This window comes from Robinsoniella sp. RHS (assembly GCF_001029355.1).
Taxonomy (GTDB): Bacteria; Bacillota; Clostridia; order Lachnospirales; family Lachnospiraceae; genus Robinsoniella; species Robinsoniella peoriensis.
The window spans coordinates 1-12923 of the sequence record NZ_JNGB01000060.1; the positions used below are offsets into that span (position 1 = coordinate 1).

15 protein-coding genes are annotated in these 12923 nt (G+C 40.6%); 6 read left to right on the forward strand and 9 right to left on the reverse strand.

The window, feature by feature from the left end; translation table 11 throughout:
* On the forward strand, nt 1-364 hold a 364-nt coding region (locus RHS_RS19830; protein WP_047834145.1), incomplete at its 5' end, for an ABC transporter permease subunit.
* Nucleotides 365-427: 63 nt separating this feature from the next.
* Here the strand turns inward: RHS_RS19830 and RHS_RS19835 are convergent.
* Nucleotides 428-1339, reverse strand: a complete 912-nt coding sequence (locus RHS_RS19835; protein WP_044289527.1) for a helix-turn-helix domain-containing protein — start codon at nt 1337-1339, stop codon at nt 428-430.
* Between the two features lie 421 nt (nt 1340-1760).
* Here RHS_RS19835 and RHS_RS19840 point away from each other — a divergent pair, with 421 nt between their 5' ends.
* Complete coding sequence (locus tag RHS_RS19840; RefSeq protein WP_047834146.1) at nt 1761-2666, forward strand: hypothetical protein; 906 nt, start codon at nt 1761-1763, stop codon at nt 2664-2666.
* Nucleotides 2667-2837: 171 nt separating this feature from the next.
* On the opposite strand, the gene RHS_RS19845 is transcribed toward RHS_RS19840, so the two are convergent.
* Entirely contained in the window at nt 2838-4160 is a 1323-nt protein-coding gene (locus tag RHS_RS19845; protein ID WP_027295125.1) for an alpha-glucosidase/alpha-galactosidase, read from the reverse strand.
* A gap of 136 nt (nt 4161-4296) precedes the next feature.
* Here RHS_RS19845 and RHS_RS19850 point away from each other — a divergent pair, with 136 nt between their 5' ends.
* Entirely contained in the window at nt 4297-5097 is an 801-nt protein-coding gene (locus RHS_RS19850) for an AraC family ligand binding domain-containing protein (protein ID WP_047834147.1), read from the forward strand.
* Nucleotides 5098-5316: 219 nt separating this feature from the next.
* On the opposite strand, the gene RHS_RS19855 is transcribed toward RHS_RS19850, so the two are convergent.
* Genes RHS_RS19855 through RHS_RS19885 form a run of 7 tightly spaced genes read right to left on the reverse strand, consistent with a single transcriptional unit; the run spans nt 5317 to nt 10242 of the window.
* Nucleotides 5317-6372: a type IV pilus twitching motility protein PilT gene (locus tag RHS_RS19855; RefSeq protein WP_027295123.1), complete on the reverse strand. Its 1056-nt coding sequence runs from the start codon at nt 6370-6372 to the stop codon at nt 5317-5319.
* 11 nt (nt 6373-6383) lie between these two features.
* The gene (locus tag RHS_RS31450; RefSeq protein ID WP_052377887.1) at nt 6384-6902 is read right to left on the reverse strand and encodes a hypothetical protein; all 519 of its coding nucleotides are present in this window, start codon (nt 6900-6902) and stop codon (nt 6384-6386) included.
* A gap of 14 nt (nt 6903-6916) precedes the next feature.
* On the reverse strand, nt 6917-7357 hold the full coding sequence (locus tag RHS_RS19865) for a hypothetical protein (protein WP_027295122.1): 441 nt from the start codon (nt 7355-7357) through the stop codon (nt 6917-6919).
* A gap of 17 nt (nt 7358-7374) precedes the next feature.
* Nucleotides 7375-7872, reverse strand: coding sequence for a DUF4860 domain-containing protein (locus RHS_RS19870; protein ID WP_044297428.1), 498 nt, complete (start codon nt 7870-7872; stop codon nt 7375-7377).
* Nucleotides 7873-7883: 11 nt separating this feature from the next.
* Nucleotides 7884-8210, reverse strand: a complete 327-nt coding sequence (locus RHS_RS19875; RefSeq protein ID WP_027295120.1) for a hypothetical protein — start codon at nt 8208-8210, stop codon at nt 7884-7886.
* Nucleotides 8211-8221: 11 nt separating this feature from the next.
* A complete protein-coding gene (locus RHS_RS19880; protein WP_027295119.1) occupies nt 8222-9241 on the reverse strand; it encodes a type II secretion system F family protein in 1020 nt (339 codons plus the stop codon).
* A 35-nt stretch (nt 9242-9276) separates the two neighbouring features.
* Nucleotides 9277-10242: a transglutaminase family protein gene (locus RHS_RS19885; protein ID WP_395023064.1), complete on the reverse strand. Its 966-nt coding sequence runs from the start codon at nt 10240-10242 to the stop codon at nt 9277-9279.
* Nucleotides 10243-10493: 251 nt separating this feature from the next.
* Here RHS_RS19885 and RHS_RS19890 point away from each other — a divergent pair, with 251 nt between their 5' ends.
* The 3 genes from RHS_RS19890 to RHS_RS19900 all read left to right on the forward strand — a co-directional run.
* Entirely contained in the window at nt 10494-11141 is a 648-nt protein-coding gene (locus RHS_RS19890) for a SipW-dependent-type signal peptide-containing protein (protein ID WP_047834148.1), read from the forward strand.
* A gap of 63 nt (nt 11142-11204) precedes the next feature.
* A complete protein-coding gene (locus tag RHS_RS31455; protein WP_395023066.1) occupies nt 11205-12029 on the forward strand; it encodes a hypothetical protein in 825 nt (274 codons plus the stop codon).
* Nucleotides 12030-12923, forward strand: an 894-nt coding sequence (locus tag RHS_RS19900; RefSeq protein WP_047834149.1) for a MucBP domain-containing protein, incomplete at its 3' end; no start/stop codon positions are given.

The window sequence follows — 12923 nt, forward strand, 5'->3', positions numbered from 1 at the left end:
GTTAAGACAGGGATACATGGGTCTGCCAAATGACCTGGAAGAGGCAGCCAGACTGGATGGTTGTAATATAGGACAGACATTCCTGTTTATTATGGCTCCGCTGACAAGGTCAGCGATGGTTGCACTGGGTATCTTCACAGCAGTATTTGCATTTAAAGACCTGATGTGGCCAATGATTGTAAATACAGACAAGAACATGCTTACCCTGTCTGCAGCGCTGGCGAAAATGCAGGGGCAGTATGTAACGAAATTCCCGGAACTGATGGCAGCGTCTCTGATTGCCTGTCTGCCGATGATCGTTATTTATGTAATATTTCAGAAACAGTTCATCGAAGGTATTGCAACCTCCGGTGGTAAATTATAATAGAGAATTACAAAAGGGGACGCATAAAAACGCCCCCTTTTACAATCTGAAGTTTATCCCGGTTTACAATGATCGTACATTTACGTAATCATTTTTTTTCTCCAGCGTTACAAGATGTTCCGGAATTTCCCGAAAAGCTTTTGGACTGACGCTGTATTTTTGTTTAAATATTTTGGAAAAAGCCAATGGGTCGTCATAGCCTACCTGGATCGCAATCGTACTGATGGGTAAAGTAGTTTTTTGTAGGAGAGAAGCCGCTTTATTCATGCGAAGGCTGACCAGGAATTCCTGTGGTGAGACACCCATTGCTTTTTTAAAACTATTGGTAAGATAGCTTCGGTTAATTCCGATATAATTAGCCAGGTCGTTTATTTTTATCTTTTTTGAGTAGTTATGGGACATGAAATTAATAGCATGTTTTACGTAGACAGCTCCCGAGTAATCGTAGTTAATATGTTCCTGATCCCGAAGGGAATAGTCTTCGATTATAATAGCCATAAACTGCATCAATAAACTGCCCCGCTTTAGTTCATTTGCGTAAGTAAGCTGACGTGCATCCAGCATTTTTGAAATACAGGTAATCAGCTTGTCCGTACAATTTAGTGAGATAGTTGGTTCTTCTTTTGAAAAACCGGCATTTGCAATGCATTCATAGGATTTCAAACCGTTAAATCCTATCCAAATATAAGACCAGGGATCTTCTTTATCAGCCTCGTAATAGCATTCTACACCAGGTATAATTAAAAAAGCCTGATCCTTTACCAGAGGATATATTTCTTTGCCCACTTGAAAAAAGCCTTTGCCCTTGGTAATGACATGTATCACATATTCCGTACGCTTCTGCGGTCCAAAGCCAAATCCGGCTTCACAGTTCTCAATCCCACAATAGCTCAGGTACAAATCAACATAGTCACGCTGCAGGTCTTCCAGACACTTGTAGTTGGCAGAGTCGGTATAACCAACCTGTAATTCCATGTAATCCCCTCCTCTATTTAACTGTATGTTTATTATAATATAGCGGGGGAATTGCGTCAACTTAAAGAAAAGGACGATTAGCTGCGATCCCCCAAAGTCAGAGGGATGGAGATTGGGGGATTGCAAGGATTCTGTCGGCTGGCAGCAGAATAGTTATTGACAGCAAAGCATTAGTTTGCTATTATCTAAATAAGATAATGGTTCAGTGCACAAATTTATCTATTTTTTAATTATGTATTTATATTTATTATTAAGTTCTTAGTTTTAATTTCTTATTTAATTCCACGCTTATTTTCAAAGCGAAATTCAATTATAGTATGTCAATAGGAAAACCATTATCTTATAGTTTGGAGCAATTTCTGCTATGCTCTGTTTTTGAAATAGGTAGATTTCTGCATAGGAGTATAGAAAGTGAGGTTATATGCAGGATGTGAAGCAAAAGCAGACCGGTGCTAATCAGATTGAAGATTCAGTAATGAAAACAATGGTACGTTTTTTTGCAGATGAGCTGCTCCCTTATTTGGGGATTAAAGGAAAGGTGAAGATGATTGCACCAACAGAGGAAATACATATGGAGATAAAAAGGCTGTATGAAGATATGAATCTGATTATGGAGGACGGAACCTGGAAACATTTTGAGTTTCAGTCAACTAATGGAGGAATTACGGATTTAAAAAGGTTTCGGGTTTATGAGGCATTAACCAGCCAGGAGAATAAAGTGCCGGTTGTGACTTACGTTTTGTTTTCCGGAAAGATTAAGAATCCACAATATCAATTTACGGAAGGCATTAATACCTATCGGGTAATCCCTATTATTATGCAGAATAAGAATGCAGACCGGATCATAAAAAAACTCTTGAAAAAGCAGAAATGTGGAAAGCCTATAGAAAGGCAGGAACTGGTTGCCTTGGCGCTGACTCCATTGATGCAGGGAAAAATACCAATGAAGGACCGGATTAAAAATGCGCTCCAGATTGTCAGTAAAGAGATTTGTTTAAGAGCAGAAGAGTCCCAAAAGATACAAGCGGTTATTTATGCATTGGCAGAGAAATTTTTGAAAAATGAAGAGATGGATGAAATTAAGGGGGTAATGAATATGACAAGATTAGGGCAAATGTTAGTAGATGATGGGATTTCCCAGGGAATAGAGCTTGGGCTATCCCAGGGGAAGGCGGAAGCTATCGTGGAATTTTTGAATATAAAAGGAACTGTTTCAGACGATCTGCGGCAGAGGATTATATCGGAGAAGGATGTGGAAAGATTATCCGGGTGGATTAAAATAGCAGCAGTAACTAATACTATTGATGAGTTTCAGAAACAAATGTAGATATATTTTATTTCATGCTGTAGTCGTATCTGTCATTATGATGAATAAAGTCAGTAAAAAGTATTGAAATAAGCAGGGGACCTCTTGAAGTATGCATTCAAGGTGTCCCCTGCCGAAGAAAGGGGGGTGGAAATTTATTTCAACAATCTGCACGCCCCCGATTTTTAATTATTACTGGAAATCTTTCATATAATCTCCATGAGCTTCGATTAATTCATCACACATCTTTTTGATGTCAGTAATATTAAGTTCAGCACCGGTATGTGGATCCATCATGGCTGCCTGATAAATGTGGCTACGGTCTTTTGTAACGGCTGCTTCGATGGTCAGAAGCTGAGGATTAATATTGGTCATATTCATAGCGGCTAACTGAACCGGCAGGCGTCCGACATGGCAAGGTGTTACTCCACTTCCGTCAACCAGACATGGGACCTCTACGCATGCATCTGCAGGAAGATTATCGATTAAGCCAGTATTTAATACGTTACCGCCTATTTTATATGGTTTGTTCGTAACTACAGCTTCCATGATGTAAGAAGCGTATTCCAGAGAACGTTCGTGGGTGATCTTGCCATCCTTTAAAATAGAAGCCTTTTCACTTTCCCATTCAGCGATCTGTTTGATACATCTTCTTGGATATTCATCTAAAGGAATATTGTATTCTTCAATCATTTCCGGATATTTGGATTTGATGAAGAAAGAGTTGTACTCGGAGTTGTGCTCGCTGGACTCTGTACAGTAATATCCTAAAGTTTTAATATATTCATAACGAACCATGTCATTATGCTTTTCTTCCGCATTTTTCTTAGCAGCCCGTTCACGAATTTCCGGATATAAATCATTTCCGTCTTTATCACGGAGCTCCAGAAGCCATCCCATATGGTTGATACCAGCGATGAGTTCACGTCTGTCATCCAGTTTATCTTCCATGCCAAGTGCTTTCATAAGATCCTCTGAGCATTTTTGAACGCTGTGGCAAAGTCCTACGGTTTTGATTTTTGTATAACGCTGCATATATCCTGTTAACATCGCCATAGGATTGGTGTAATTCATAAAAAGTGTATCAGGGCATACTTCTTCCATGTCTCTGGCGAAATCAGCCATAACCGGAATGGTACGCAGAGCTCTCATAATACCGCCGATTCCCAGTGTATCCGCAATAGTCTGTCTTAAACCATATTTTTTAGGGATTTCAAAATCAGTTATAGTACATGGATCATATCCGCCAACCTGTATTGCATTAACAACAAAATTAGCATTACGAAGGGCGTCTTTTCGATTTTCCACTCCTAAATAAGTTTTAATAGTAGCTCGTCCTTCATTTACGTTTTTGTTGATTGCCTGTAAAATAATCTCAGAATCTTCAAGGCGCTGTCTGTCGATGTCATAGAGTGCGATTTCACTTTCGCATAAAGCAGGGGTGCACATACAGTCACCCAGTACATTTCTTGCAAATATAGTGCTTCCGGCACCCATAAATGTTATTTTAATCATATAGGACCTCCTGGTTTTATGTGGATAATATTTGTTATCTGTTGTAATTTATTATATAATAAATCATATGGGCAGACTATCCAAATTGTTTCGTAAAAATTGTTGATTTGTTGAAAAGTAATAGGAAGGAGATGCTATGGAAAGCAGGTATTCAAAATCCTTGTCGGTATTTTATGCGGGGAGGGAGAAATGTGAATCCGGTCATTTTTTTGGACCGGCATTACGCCCGCATTATCTGATGCATGTGGTAGTGAAGGGAAAAGGGACCTATGAAACAGGAGGTCAGAAAATGCATCTAAAGATGGGAGATGTATTTCTGATTTACCCAAACGAAATGACCCTGTACAGGGCGGACGATCAGGAACCATGGGAATATGCCTGGGTTGCTTTTGACGGTTATGAGGCAAAGAGAATCTTAAAAAGAACGGGATTTCAGGGGCATAAACTGACATTTCAGCCGGAGCAGACAGATTTATTTATAGAAAGAATGCAAAAATTAGCACAGATATTTTTGGAGCATGAAGAAGATGAGTTTGAACTTACCGGAATGTTTTATCAGGTAATGGCACTTATGGTACGGGAGTCGGATGAGCCAAAGGAAAGCTATGAGCAGCAATATTTCCAGAAAGCAGTGGATTATATCTGTCATAACTATGGCTATCCCATTAAAATCAGCGATATAGCAAAGTACGTGGGGATTGACCGGACATATCTGTATAGGATCTTTATGGATGTAGAGCAGTGTGCGCCAAAGCAGTTTTTAATTCAATTTCGGTTGAAGACAGCGATGAATATGCTGGAAACGATGAAGTACAGTATTACAGAGACTGCGTATTCCTGTGGGTTTAAGGACGCAGCCTCATTCTGCAATCATTTTAAGAAGTTTACAGAGATGACGCCAAAGCAGTATCAGCGTTATCAGAAAAATGTCAAGTAAAAAAAGCAATACAGTGATAGAAACAGCACAGTAAAAGAAGCAGTACAGTAAAAGAAACATAACAGTAAAAGAAACAGAACAGTAAAAGAAACAGTATAGCAAAAGAAGCAGTACAGTAAATGAAGCAGTACAGTAAAAGAAGCAGAACAGTAAAACAAACAGTATAGCAAAAAGTACAGTAGCAGCGAGGTAAGGTAAGTATGTCAATTGGACAGCAGCCTACAATTTACGCTGCATCATATCTGGTTTTACTGCATATTCTAAGGCGGTTTTGGATGTAATCAGCCCCTTTTTGCAAAGGCTGACCAGACTGGCATCCATGGAGAACATTGTATCCGAGGAAGAAGAATATAAAGTTCCGTCAATCTGGGGGATTTTATTCTCACGGATCATATTCCGGATTGCCGGAGTTAATGTTAAAACTTCAAAAGCAGGGATAAGTTTCCCGCTAACGGAGGGAACCAGCTGCTGGGATACTACTGCCTGTAACGCCATGGATAATTGAACGGTAATCTGGGTCTGCTGGCTTGGAGGGAAAACATCAATAATTCTTCCCACTGTATTCACAGCGCCTATAGTATGGAGGGTGGAAAATACCAGATGACCTGTTTCAGCTGCGGTCATGGCAACCTGTATTGTTTCAAAGTCACGCATTTCGCCCAGCAGAATAACATCGGGGCTTTGGCGAAGGGCGGCACGCAGGGCTACCAGATAACTTTCGGTATCTGTGTTAATCTCCCGCTGGCTTACTATACTTTTTTTATGGCGGTGCAAATGCTCCAGGGGATCTTCCAGTGTAATGATATGACGTTCTTTGGAAGAGTTGATGGCATCAATCAGGCAGGCAAGAGTGGTTGATTTTCCGCTTCCCGCAGGTCCGGTAACCAGAACCAGACCCTTGTTAAAGTCTGCAAGCCGCAGTATATTATTACCAATGCCAAATTCCTGGGGATCAGGAAGATTAAACCGCACAATTCTGATTACGGCAGACAGGGAACCACGCTGACGGTATGCATTGATTCGAAATCGGGACAGGCCGGTAATGGAAAATGAAAAATCGTCATCGCCTTTATCCAGCAAAATCTGCATAGATCTGTTTCCGGCCAGTTGATAAATTTCCGTTATAATATTTTCGGTATCATTAGGCATAAGTTTGTCTGAGTCATCATGTACCATAGTGCCATTGACTTTATAGGACAGGGGAAGCCCGGCTACAATAAAAACGTCTGATGCCAAGGCTTTTACCGCATGTTCCAATAGTTCATTTATTTCCATTAAAGTTCCTCCTAAAATTCAGATTCAAAAGATCCGTTGAATACAGGTACATTACTTTCCGGTGCCCAACTGCCATCAGATTCGCTGTTCCAGGTTATAATGCGATAGAAGCGCTCTCCCGACTGTGTTGGGAAATTAAGCTCCAGAGTTACCTTTAACATCTGATCATCCGTAATTGGTACCGCATAATGTAATTCAGGTGACGGACGATCCTGGTCAAAGGTATATGTATCCTTGTCTGAGAGTACCTTTATTATTCGGGTATAATAAGATTGTGGGTCGGAAAAAGTCTGCGATCTGTACTCGGAATATAAAATGTCATCAATTTCAGACAGTATCTGCTTGGCCTTTTGGTCCGCCTTATAATAGGCACTGGTATGCTCGGCATTCTTCTTGCTCAATTGATAATCCATGTTGGCGTTAACGATTGAAAGAACAGCAAATGTTACCAGGCATAAAAGCACAAATACAAGCAGAATGGAAGAAGTTCCGATATTTAAAAAAGTATGTTTCTTTTTCTTTTTCATCATAAACGGCCTTTCTATTACTCAAGAGTATGAGGAATATTTATTTGGGCTGCAAGAGAATACAGCAGTTTTTCCGGTTTATCAGTTTCAAATGATGAGATGGAGACGTCCTTTTTACGGGAGTCCCCGGTAACTGTAGCGATGAGAGTAAACTTACTATCTGATTCACTGCATTTTTCCCAGGCTGTATCATAATAAAAGATTATGGAATCCCCATCAGTGACACTTTCCGGAAACAAAGACTGCACTTCTGACAGGGAACCGTTACAGCTTTCCAGTACTTCGGCTGTATTTGATACCAGTCGGGAAGATGTACTCAAATTTTTTGAACTCTGGCTCAGCAAAAAAGATTTTGAAAACAGCTGAATGCAGATACCGCTTGCAACGGTAAAAAACAGTATGGCTATAATCAATTCGATTAAAAATAAACTTGATTTGGAAGGAGTGTTCTTTTTCATATTGGAATCCTTCTTTCTTATTCAATGTCTTTAATGTCACTTCTGGGGTGGATATAGAGGTCAATACCATTCCCTTCCTCTGTAGAAACGGTAAAATGATAAAGCCCTTCCCTCACTTCTTCCATTTTAAGGGAGGTGATATCTGTAATGGACTGGCCGGATTCAACAGATACGGAAGTGTCTGCTTTTGCAAATAGTTCTTTTAACTCATTTTGATCCTCATAAATATAAGTTATGTAGTCCTGCCCGTCATATTGGTCTGTAAGAGCCAGGGCATCGGTGCCTGACAGTCTGGTAATGGTAATATCACCAATACCGTCCGCCTGCCGGATTTTTTCAGAAATATAAGAGAGTGCAGTATGGGAAGAATTATTCTCTGCCATTTGCCCGGCAGTAGAACGATAAACATTAGAACCGATCAGAACCACAAGCAGCGCTGAAGCTGCAAATACGCAGAACAGTGACAGGGTAAAAACGATATCAACAAAGTGTTCCTTTGACCGGAAATTCTTCATAAGGTGGCCTCCTATTTCTTAATAATGGTAATGTCAGGCATAATATTAGAGCCAAAAGGTTCATAATGAATAATAAATTTATCATCATCATATGCGACGGCATAGTGTGCCAAAAGGTCTTCCAGGGTATCCGGATAGGAGCCTGTCAGGGCATAGTTCTGTACGGCACACCGTCTTAGGGCATCGGCAAGGGTTCTCTGCTGTTCAGCGTCGGTTGTGGCAGAGATATTGCCGATTCCATATAGGAATAAAATCATAACAAGTCCGAAGGTACAGAGTGAAACCAGGAAACCGGCTCTTATTCTTCGATGAAAAGGTAACTGGTGAAAACGGTTCATAGAAATACCTCCTAAAGCGGTCCGATACTGGACATAATGCCCATAAGCGGAAGCATAACAGAGAGCAGAATAACACCCACAATTATAGATAGTGCAACTACCAGGGAAGGTTCCAGGATAGAGATCAATCTTTCGATCCGATTGTCGACTTCTTCTTCATACTGATCAGCTACTTTCTTCATAACTTCGTCTACGTTGCCGGTTTTAAATCCCACTGCGATCATGCGGGCATATACCCCCTGGAAAAGTTCGGAACTGGTTACTGCATGTGAAAAGCTTTCGCCTTCTTCCATGGAAGTCTGACACTTTTTAATCTTTTCCTGTAAATCCTGGTTATCAACCAGCTTAGAGGTCATGGTAAGACTCTGCTCGATGTCCAGACCGCTGCTCAGTGTAAGAAACATTCCGCTGGCAAATCGACCCTGGGCTATCTTATGCTGAAGAGTTTTGGAAAAACGAATCTTAGAACCATTGAAAAATAAGAAAGCCGTAAAAGCTGCGAAAACGATAATTACGGGCACTGCATAATGGCTGAGCATGTTTCCAAGGTTCAGCAGGCTTTTGGAAAATCCCGTCAGCTGGCTGCCCAGCTCAATGTAAACCTGATTAAAGACAGGCAGTACTTTCACAATGAGGATCACTACTATAAATAACAGAAGCCCGATCATAATGCAGGGATATGTAATAGCACCTTTAATTCCTTTAGCGATATTCTCCTCCCGCTCATAATATTGGGCTAAAGAGGACATGACATCGTCAAGCCGGCCTGATTGTTCGCCGATTTCAACCATATCTGTAAAATATTTAGGAAAAACTCCGCAGTCTGATACCGCAGCATGGAAGTTCCCTGTTTCTTCTAGCGTGTGATAAATAGATTCCAAAACAATCTTTCCATCCGGACTGACGTTATCTTCCAGCATGATAGAGATGCCTTCAATAGAAGAAATACCCGACTGGAGAATCATTGCCATTTGATTACAGAAAAAGGATATTTCAGTATTGGATAATGGTTTGTTGGCTTGTTTTGCCATAAGAACTCCTTTCAAAACGCAAATTTAAATATCTATTAATAGGTATGTTTAGTGGTATAGTTCTTTGCGTCTCCAATGTATTTTTGGATTTTCTTGCTGTTTTTGCCACTGGCTGCGAAGGTTGGATCCATGAGTGACCAGCTTTTGCCGTCGAATTGAATAATGTCATCAATCCAGCCCTCCTCCTTTGTATAGACACTGATCCAGGCATGGACAACTTCACCGGAATATCCGGTTTCAATTTTGGTGGGAATGCCCTGGGAACGCAGCATACATCCCATAAGAGAAGCGTAGTCAAAGCAGATTCCTTTTTTGGTTGTCAGAGTATCATCCACATTGGGAATGTAATCAAACTGTACGCTTTCTGCCTTATCCGTATCATAAGTAATGTTATCGATGGTAAAATTGTATACAGAGGTAATGGCATCCAGATCTGTTGAAGCTCCCTTTACGAGTTCAGCTGCCTTTTTTACGGACTGGGAATCAGCTGTAAAATTGACATATTGGTTCGGATACAGAAAGGGACCGAATTCATTTGTTAATGTTACATCTGCGGATAAAGAGCTTACGATAGCGTATTTATCATTGGCCAGCTGTTCACAAACCATAATTTCATAGCTCCCGTTTCCCTGGGACAGGGGGAAAACCTCATATTTTCCGGTGTTTTTAATATTATAGTCATTAGTAGAATTATCGGAAGCTTTCACCCGCAGCTTCACTTTGGATGCATTGCCCAGGTACTTTACCATAAAATAGCCTTCTGACAGGCTGGATGTATCAATGGAAGCGTACGCATCAGTCTGTACCGTTGTTCCGGCAGCTTTTGGAGTCAGAACCTTTGGCGTATTCGGGCGGGAACCCGTGGAACTGATACCAGACCCGGAGGAACCCTTGGAGACAACGTGCTCCCGATCGTCTGATTTGCCGCAGGCTGATAAAAAGATACTGAATAAAAGCAGTATCATCAGAAAGGCATATTTATGAAGTTTGCAGGGATACATAGAAATACCTCCCTCTCAGTTTGCTGTAATAATGCTTATTATAGCAATGCTCAGATGTAAATACAATATATTTTATGAAAATGATTCCGTGTGACTAAAGTGTGACAAAAATCCATTATAATCTAATTATAAAGTGCATCAGTATCATTAAATGCAAGTACTGCATTGCATAAATAACTGTGGATAGCGGGTGCTGTATCACAGTTATTTATGCAACGCAGTACCAGTATATACAAGGAAGGAAAATAGCTATGAAAAAGAAAAAATTCATGATAATCGGCGCGGCGGCTGTGCTTTTAGCGGCGACTTTGATAAGCGGGACAATGGCATCCTTTCAGGCAGAAACAACTTCTAAAAATAAAATCAGTGCCGGAAATATTGGAATACAGCTTATGGAAGAAACGGCAAATGGCGGAAAAGAAATAAAGGAAGGCGATATCAAGAATATTACAGGGATGCCTGGAGATAAAATTCCGGAGGCCATTTATGTAGATAATATTAAAGATAACCCTTTGTACTTAAGAGTAACACTGCATAAGAGCTGGGAAGACCGCAGCGGTGAGAAAAATCCGGAAGCTGACGCAAATTACATTTCAATTATAACGAATCAAAAGGATGACTGGATTATTCAGGCTGACGATGAAAATGGTGAAGAAATGTACTTTTACTACCGCAAACCCCTGAATGAAAAAGAGTCTACATCGAAGATAATGGATTTTATCCAAATTGCCAACATCCCAAGCAAAGAACAAAATTTATATACCGGACTTTCCATCGCTTTTGATGTGGAGGCAGATGCGATCCAGGTAATCGGGGCAGCAGATGCCATGCTGTCAGAATGGGGATTAGAAGTTAAAATTGATGAAAACGGAGTTCTGCAGGAAGTAGAGGAAGAATAGAAGCGAATATTAACAGGAGGTAAGTGTTGAAAGAAAAATTTAAAGCAGAAAGGATGCCACATCATGATTCTTTCAACATGTTTTATAGTGGCAGTATTGCAGGCGGTTCTGCAATATGCGGTGGGTGAAAATATGAAAAAGAAAATATTTAGTTTTTTCATTATACTGACATTGCTTTTACAAATGAATATGGTGGTATTCGCTGACAGTGATACAAATGTTACTTTTGATGGTGATGCCAAAGAATTTGTATTTTTAAACGGAAGCAATGATCTGTTTGATAATTTTAAAAATATGATGCCCGGGGAGACGAGAACTCAGAAAATTACGCTGACAAATGATGACTATGAACAGATGAAATTTTACATGAGTGCTCAGGTGCTTCGTGAAATGGGAGCAGGCGGGGCGGTATTTGAAATTACCCTGAAAAAAGACGGGGAACAGTTCTATAAAGGAAAAATCGGTGGGCTGGAAAGCTTTGGGGAAGGTTATATGGGAGAGAATTTCCTGTTAGAAAGCCTTGGAAAAGGGGAATCAACGGATATAGATATGGAAGTCTATGTGGATGGGGACTCCATGGATAACAGCTACCAGGAAACAGAGGGGGTCATCCAATTTACGTTCCGTGTGGCACATGATGATTCTGCCGACCAGACAGAGCCGACCACAAATAAAAATCCGGGTAATTCAAATAATAATAACAATAATAACAGCAGCAATGGGAATTCCAATGGCAGCAGCGGTACAAATCAAACAACAAATAAAGTAAAAACTGGTGATGATACGCCGATTTTTCTGCTTGCAGGGACGATGGGTGCCTGTGTATGCGTAATGATATTTATAGCTGCAGGCAGACGGAAAAAGAATCAGAAAGGAGAGGAGTCATAAATGAAAAAAATAAGTATGTTGATAATGTGCTTTCTTATGATATTTTTGGCAGTGCCGGTACTTTCTGCAGAAGCAGCAAAAAACTATGAGGTTGTTTTTCGAGGGGGTTCTCACGGAACCTTAAGTGAGGGTGATGGAAAGAAAGTCGTTTATAATATCCCATATGGTGAGGGATTCCCAAATAGTCCCTATGCCATCCCGGAAACAGGATATGTCTTTAAAGAATGGAGCGAGGAACCCCAGGAAGCCGGAACACCGGTAACCGGGAAAAAAATCTATGTCGCTAAATATATTCCGGTAGTAAGTGGAGTAGAATACGCAGTTAAATATGTAGACACAAATGGAAATCAGCTTGCAACCACTAAGGTTACTATGGGTGAGAATGGAAATAAAATAACAGAAACAGCATTGCTGATCAGCGGCTACACGGCAGACCAAAAGTCAAAATCTGTGGTTTTGTCAGATAAAAATTCTGAGATTCAGTTTATTTATACATCCAATCAATCCGATGTACAGCAGACGGAGCCTCAGACAAATCCACCGGCGACGGAAGCACCAAATAACAATCCGGATAATAATACACCTGCTGCGCCAACAACTCCTGCAGCAAATAATACTCCGGCAACTACACCGCCAAATACCACACCAAATAATACAGTGGATAACAACGCAAATAATACTCCTAATAATGGTGAAAACAACCAACAGGCAGCACCGGATGAAAATAATCAGCCAGCTGCAAATGAGAATACGGTAGACATCCCGGATGAGCAGGTTCCGCTGGCGGATTCCCCTGAGACGGATTCTGAACAGGAAACGATCAGCATAGAAGACGAGGATGTACCGCTTTCAGCAGCTCCGGAGATCAAAAATGATTATACGGTTATATATATC

Bases quoted from the DNA above. Each gene is read 5' to 3' on its own strand.
- RHS_RS31450 (WP_052377887.1), bottom strand. From the start codon at position 6,902: ATGATGAAAAAGAAAAAGAAACATACTTTTTTAAATATCGGAACTTCT.
- RHS_RS19855 (WP_027295123.1), bottom strand. From the start codon at position 6,372: ATGGAAATAAATGAACTATTGGAACATGCGGTAAAAGCCTTGGCATCA.
- RHS_RS19835 (WP_044289527.1), bottom strand. From the start codon at position 1,339: ATGGAATTACAGGTTGGTTATACCGACTCTGCCAACTACAAGTGTCTG.
- RHS_RS19885 (WP_395023064.1), bottom strand. From the start codon at position 10,242: ATGTATCCCTGCAAACTTCATAAATATGCCTTTCTGATGATACTGCTT.
- RHS_RS19880 (WP_027295119.1), bottom strand. From the start codon at position 9,241: ATGGCAAAACAAGCCAACAAACCATTATCCAATACTGAAATATCCTTT.
- RHS_RS19845 (WP_027295125.1), bottom strand. From the start codon at position 4,160: ATGATTAAAATAACATTTATGGGTGCCGGAAGCACTATATTTGCAAGA.
- RHS_RS19870 (WP_044297428.1), bottom strand. From the start codon at position 7,872: ATGAAGAATTTCCGGTCAAAGGAACACTTTGTTGATATCGTTTTTACC.
- RHS_RS19865 (WP_027295122.1), bottom strand. From the start codon at position 7,357: ATGAAAAAGAACACTCCTTCCAAATCAAGTTTATTTTTAATCGAATTG.
- RHS_RS19850 (WP_047834147.1), top strand. From the start codon at position 4,297: ATGGAAAGCAGGTATTCAAAATCCTTGTCGGTATTTTATGCGGGGAGG.
- RHS_RS19890 (WP_047834148.1), top strand. From the start codon at position 10,494: ATGAAAAAGAAAAAATTCATGATAATCGGCGCGGCGGCTGTGCTTTTA.
- RHS_RS31455 (WP_395023066.1), top strand. From the start codon at position 11,205: ATGATTCTTTCAACATGTTTTATAGTGGCAGTATTGCAGGCGGTTCTG.
- RHS_RS19840 (WP_047834146.1), top strand. From the start codon at position 1,761: ATGCAGGATGTGAAGCAAAAGCAGACCGGTGCTAATCAGATTGAAGAT.
- RHS_RS19875 (WP_027295120.1), bottom strand. From the start codon at position 8,210: ATGAACCGTTTTCACCAGTTACCTTTTCATCGAAGAATAAGAGCCGGT.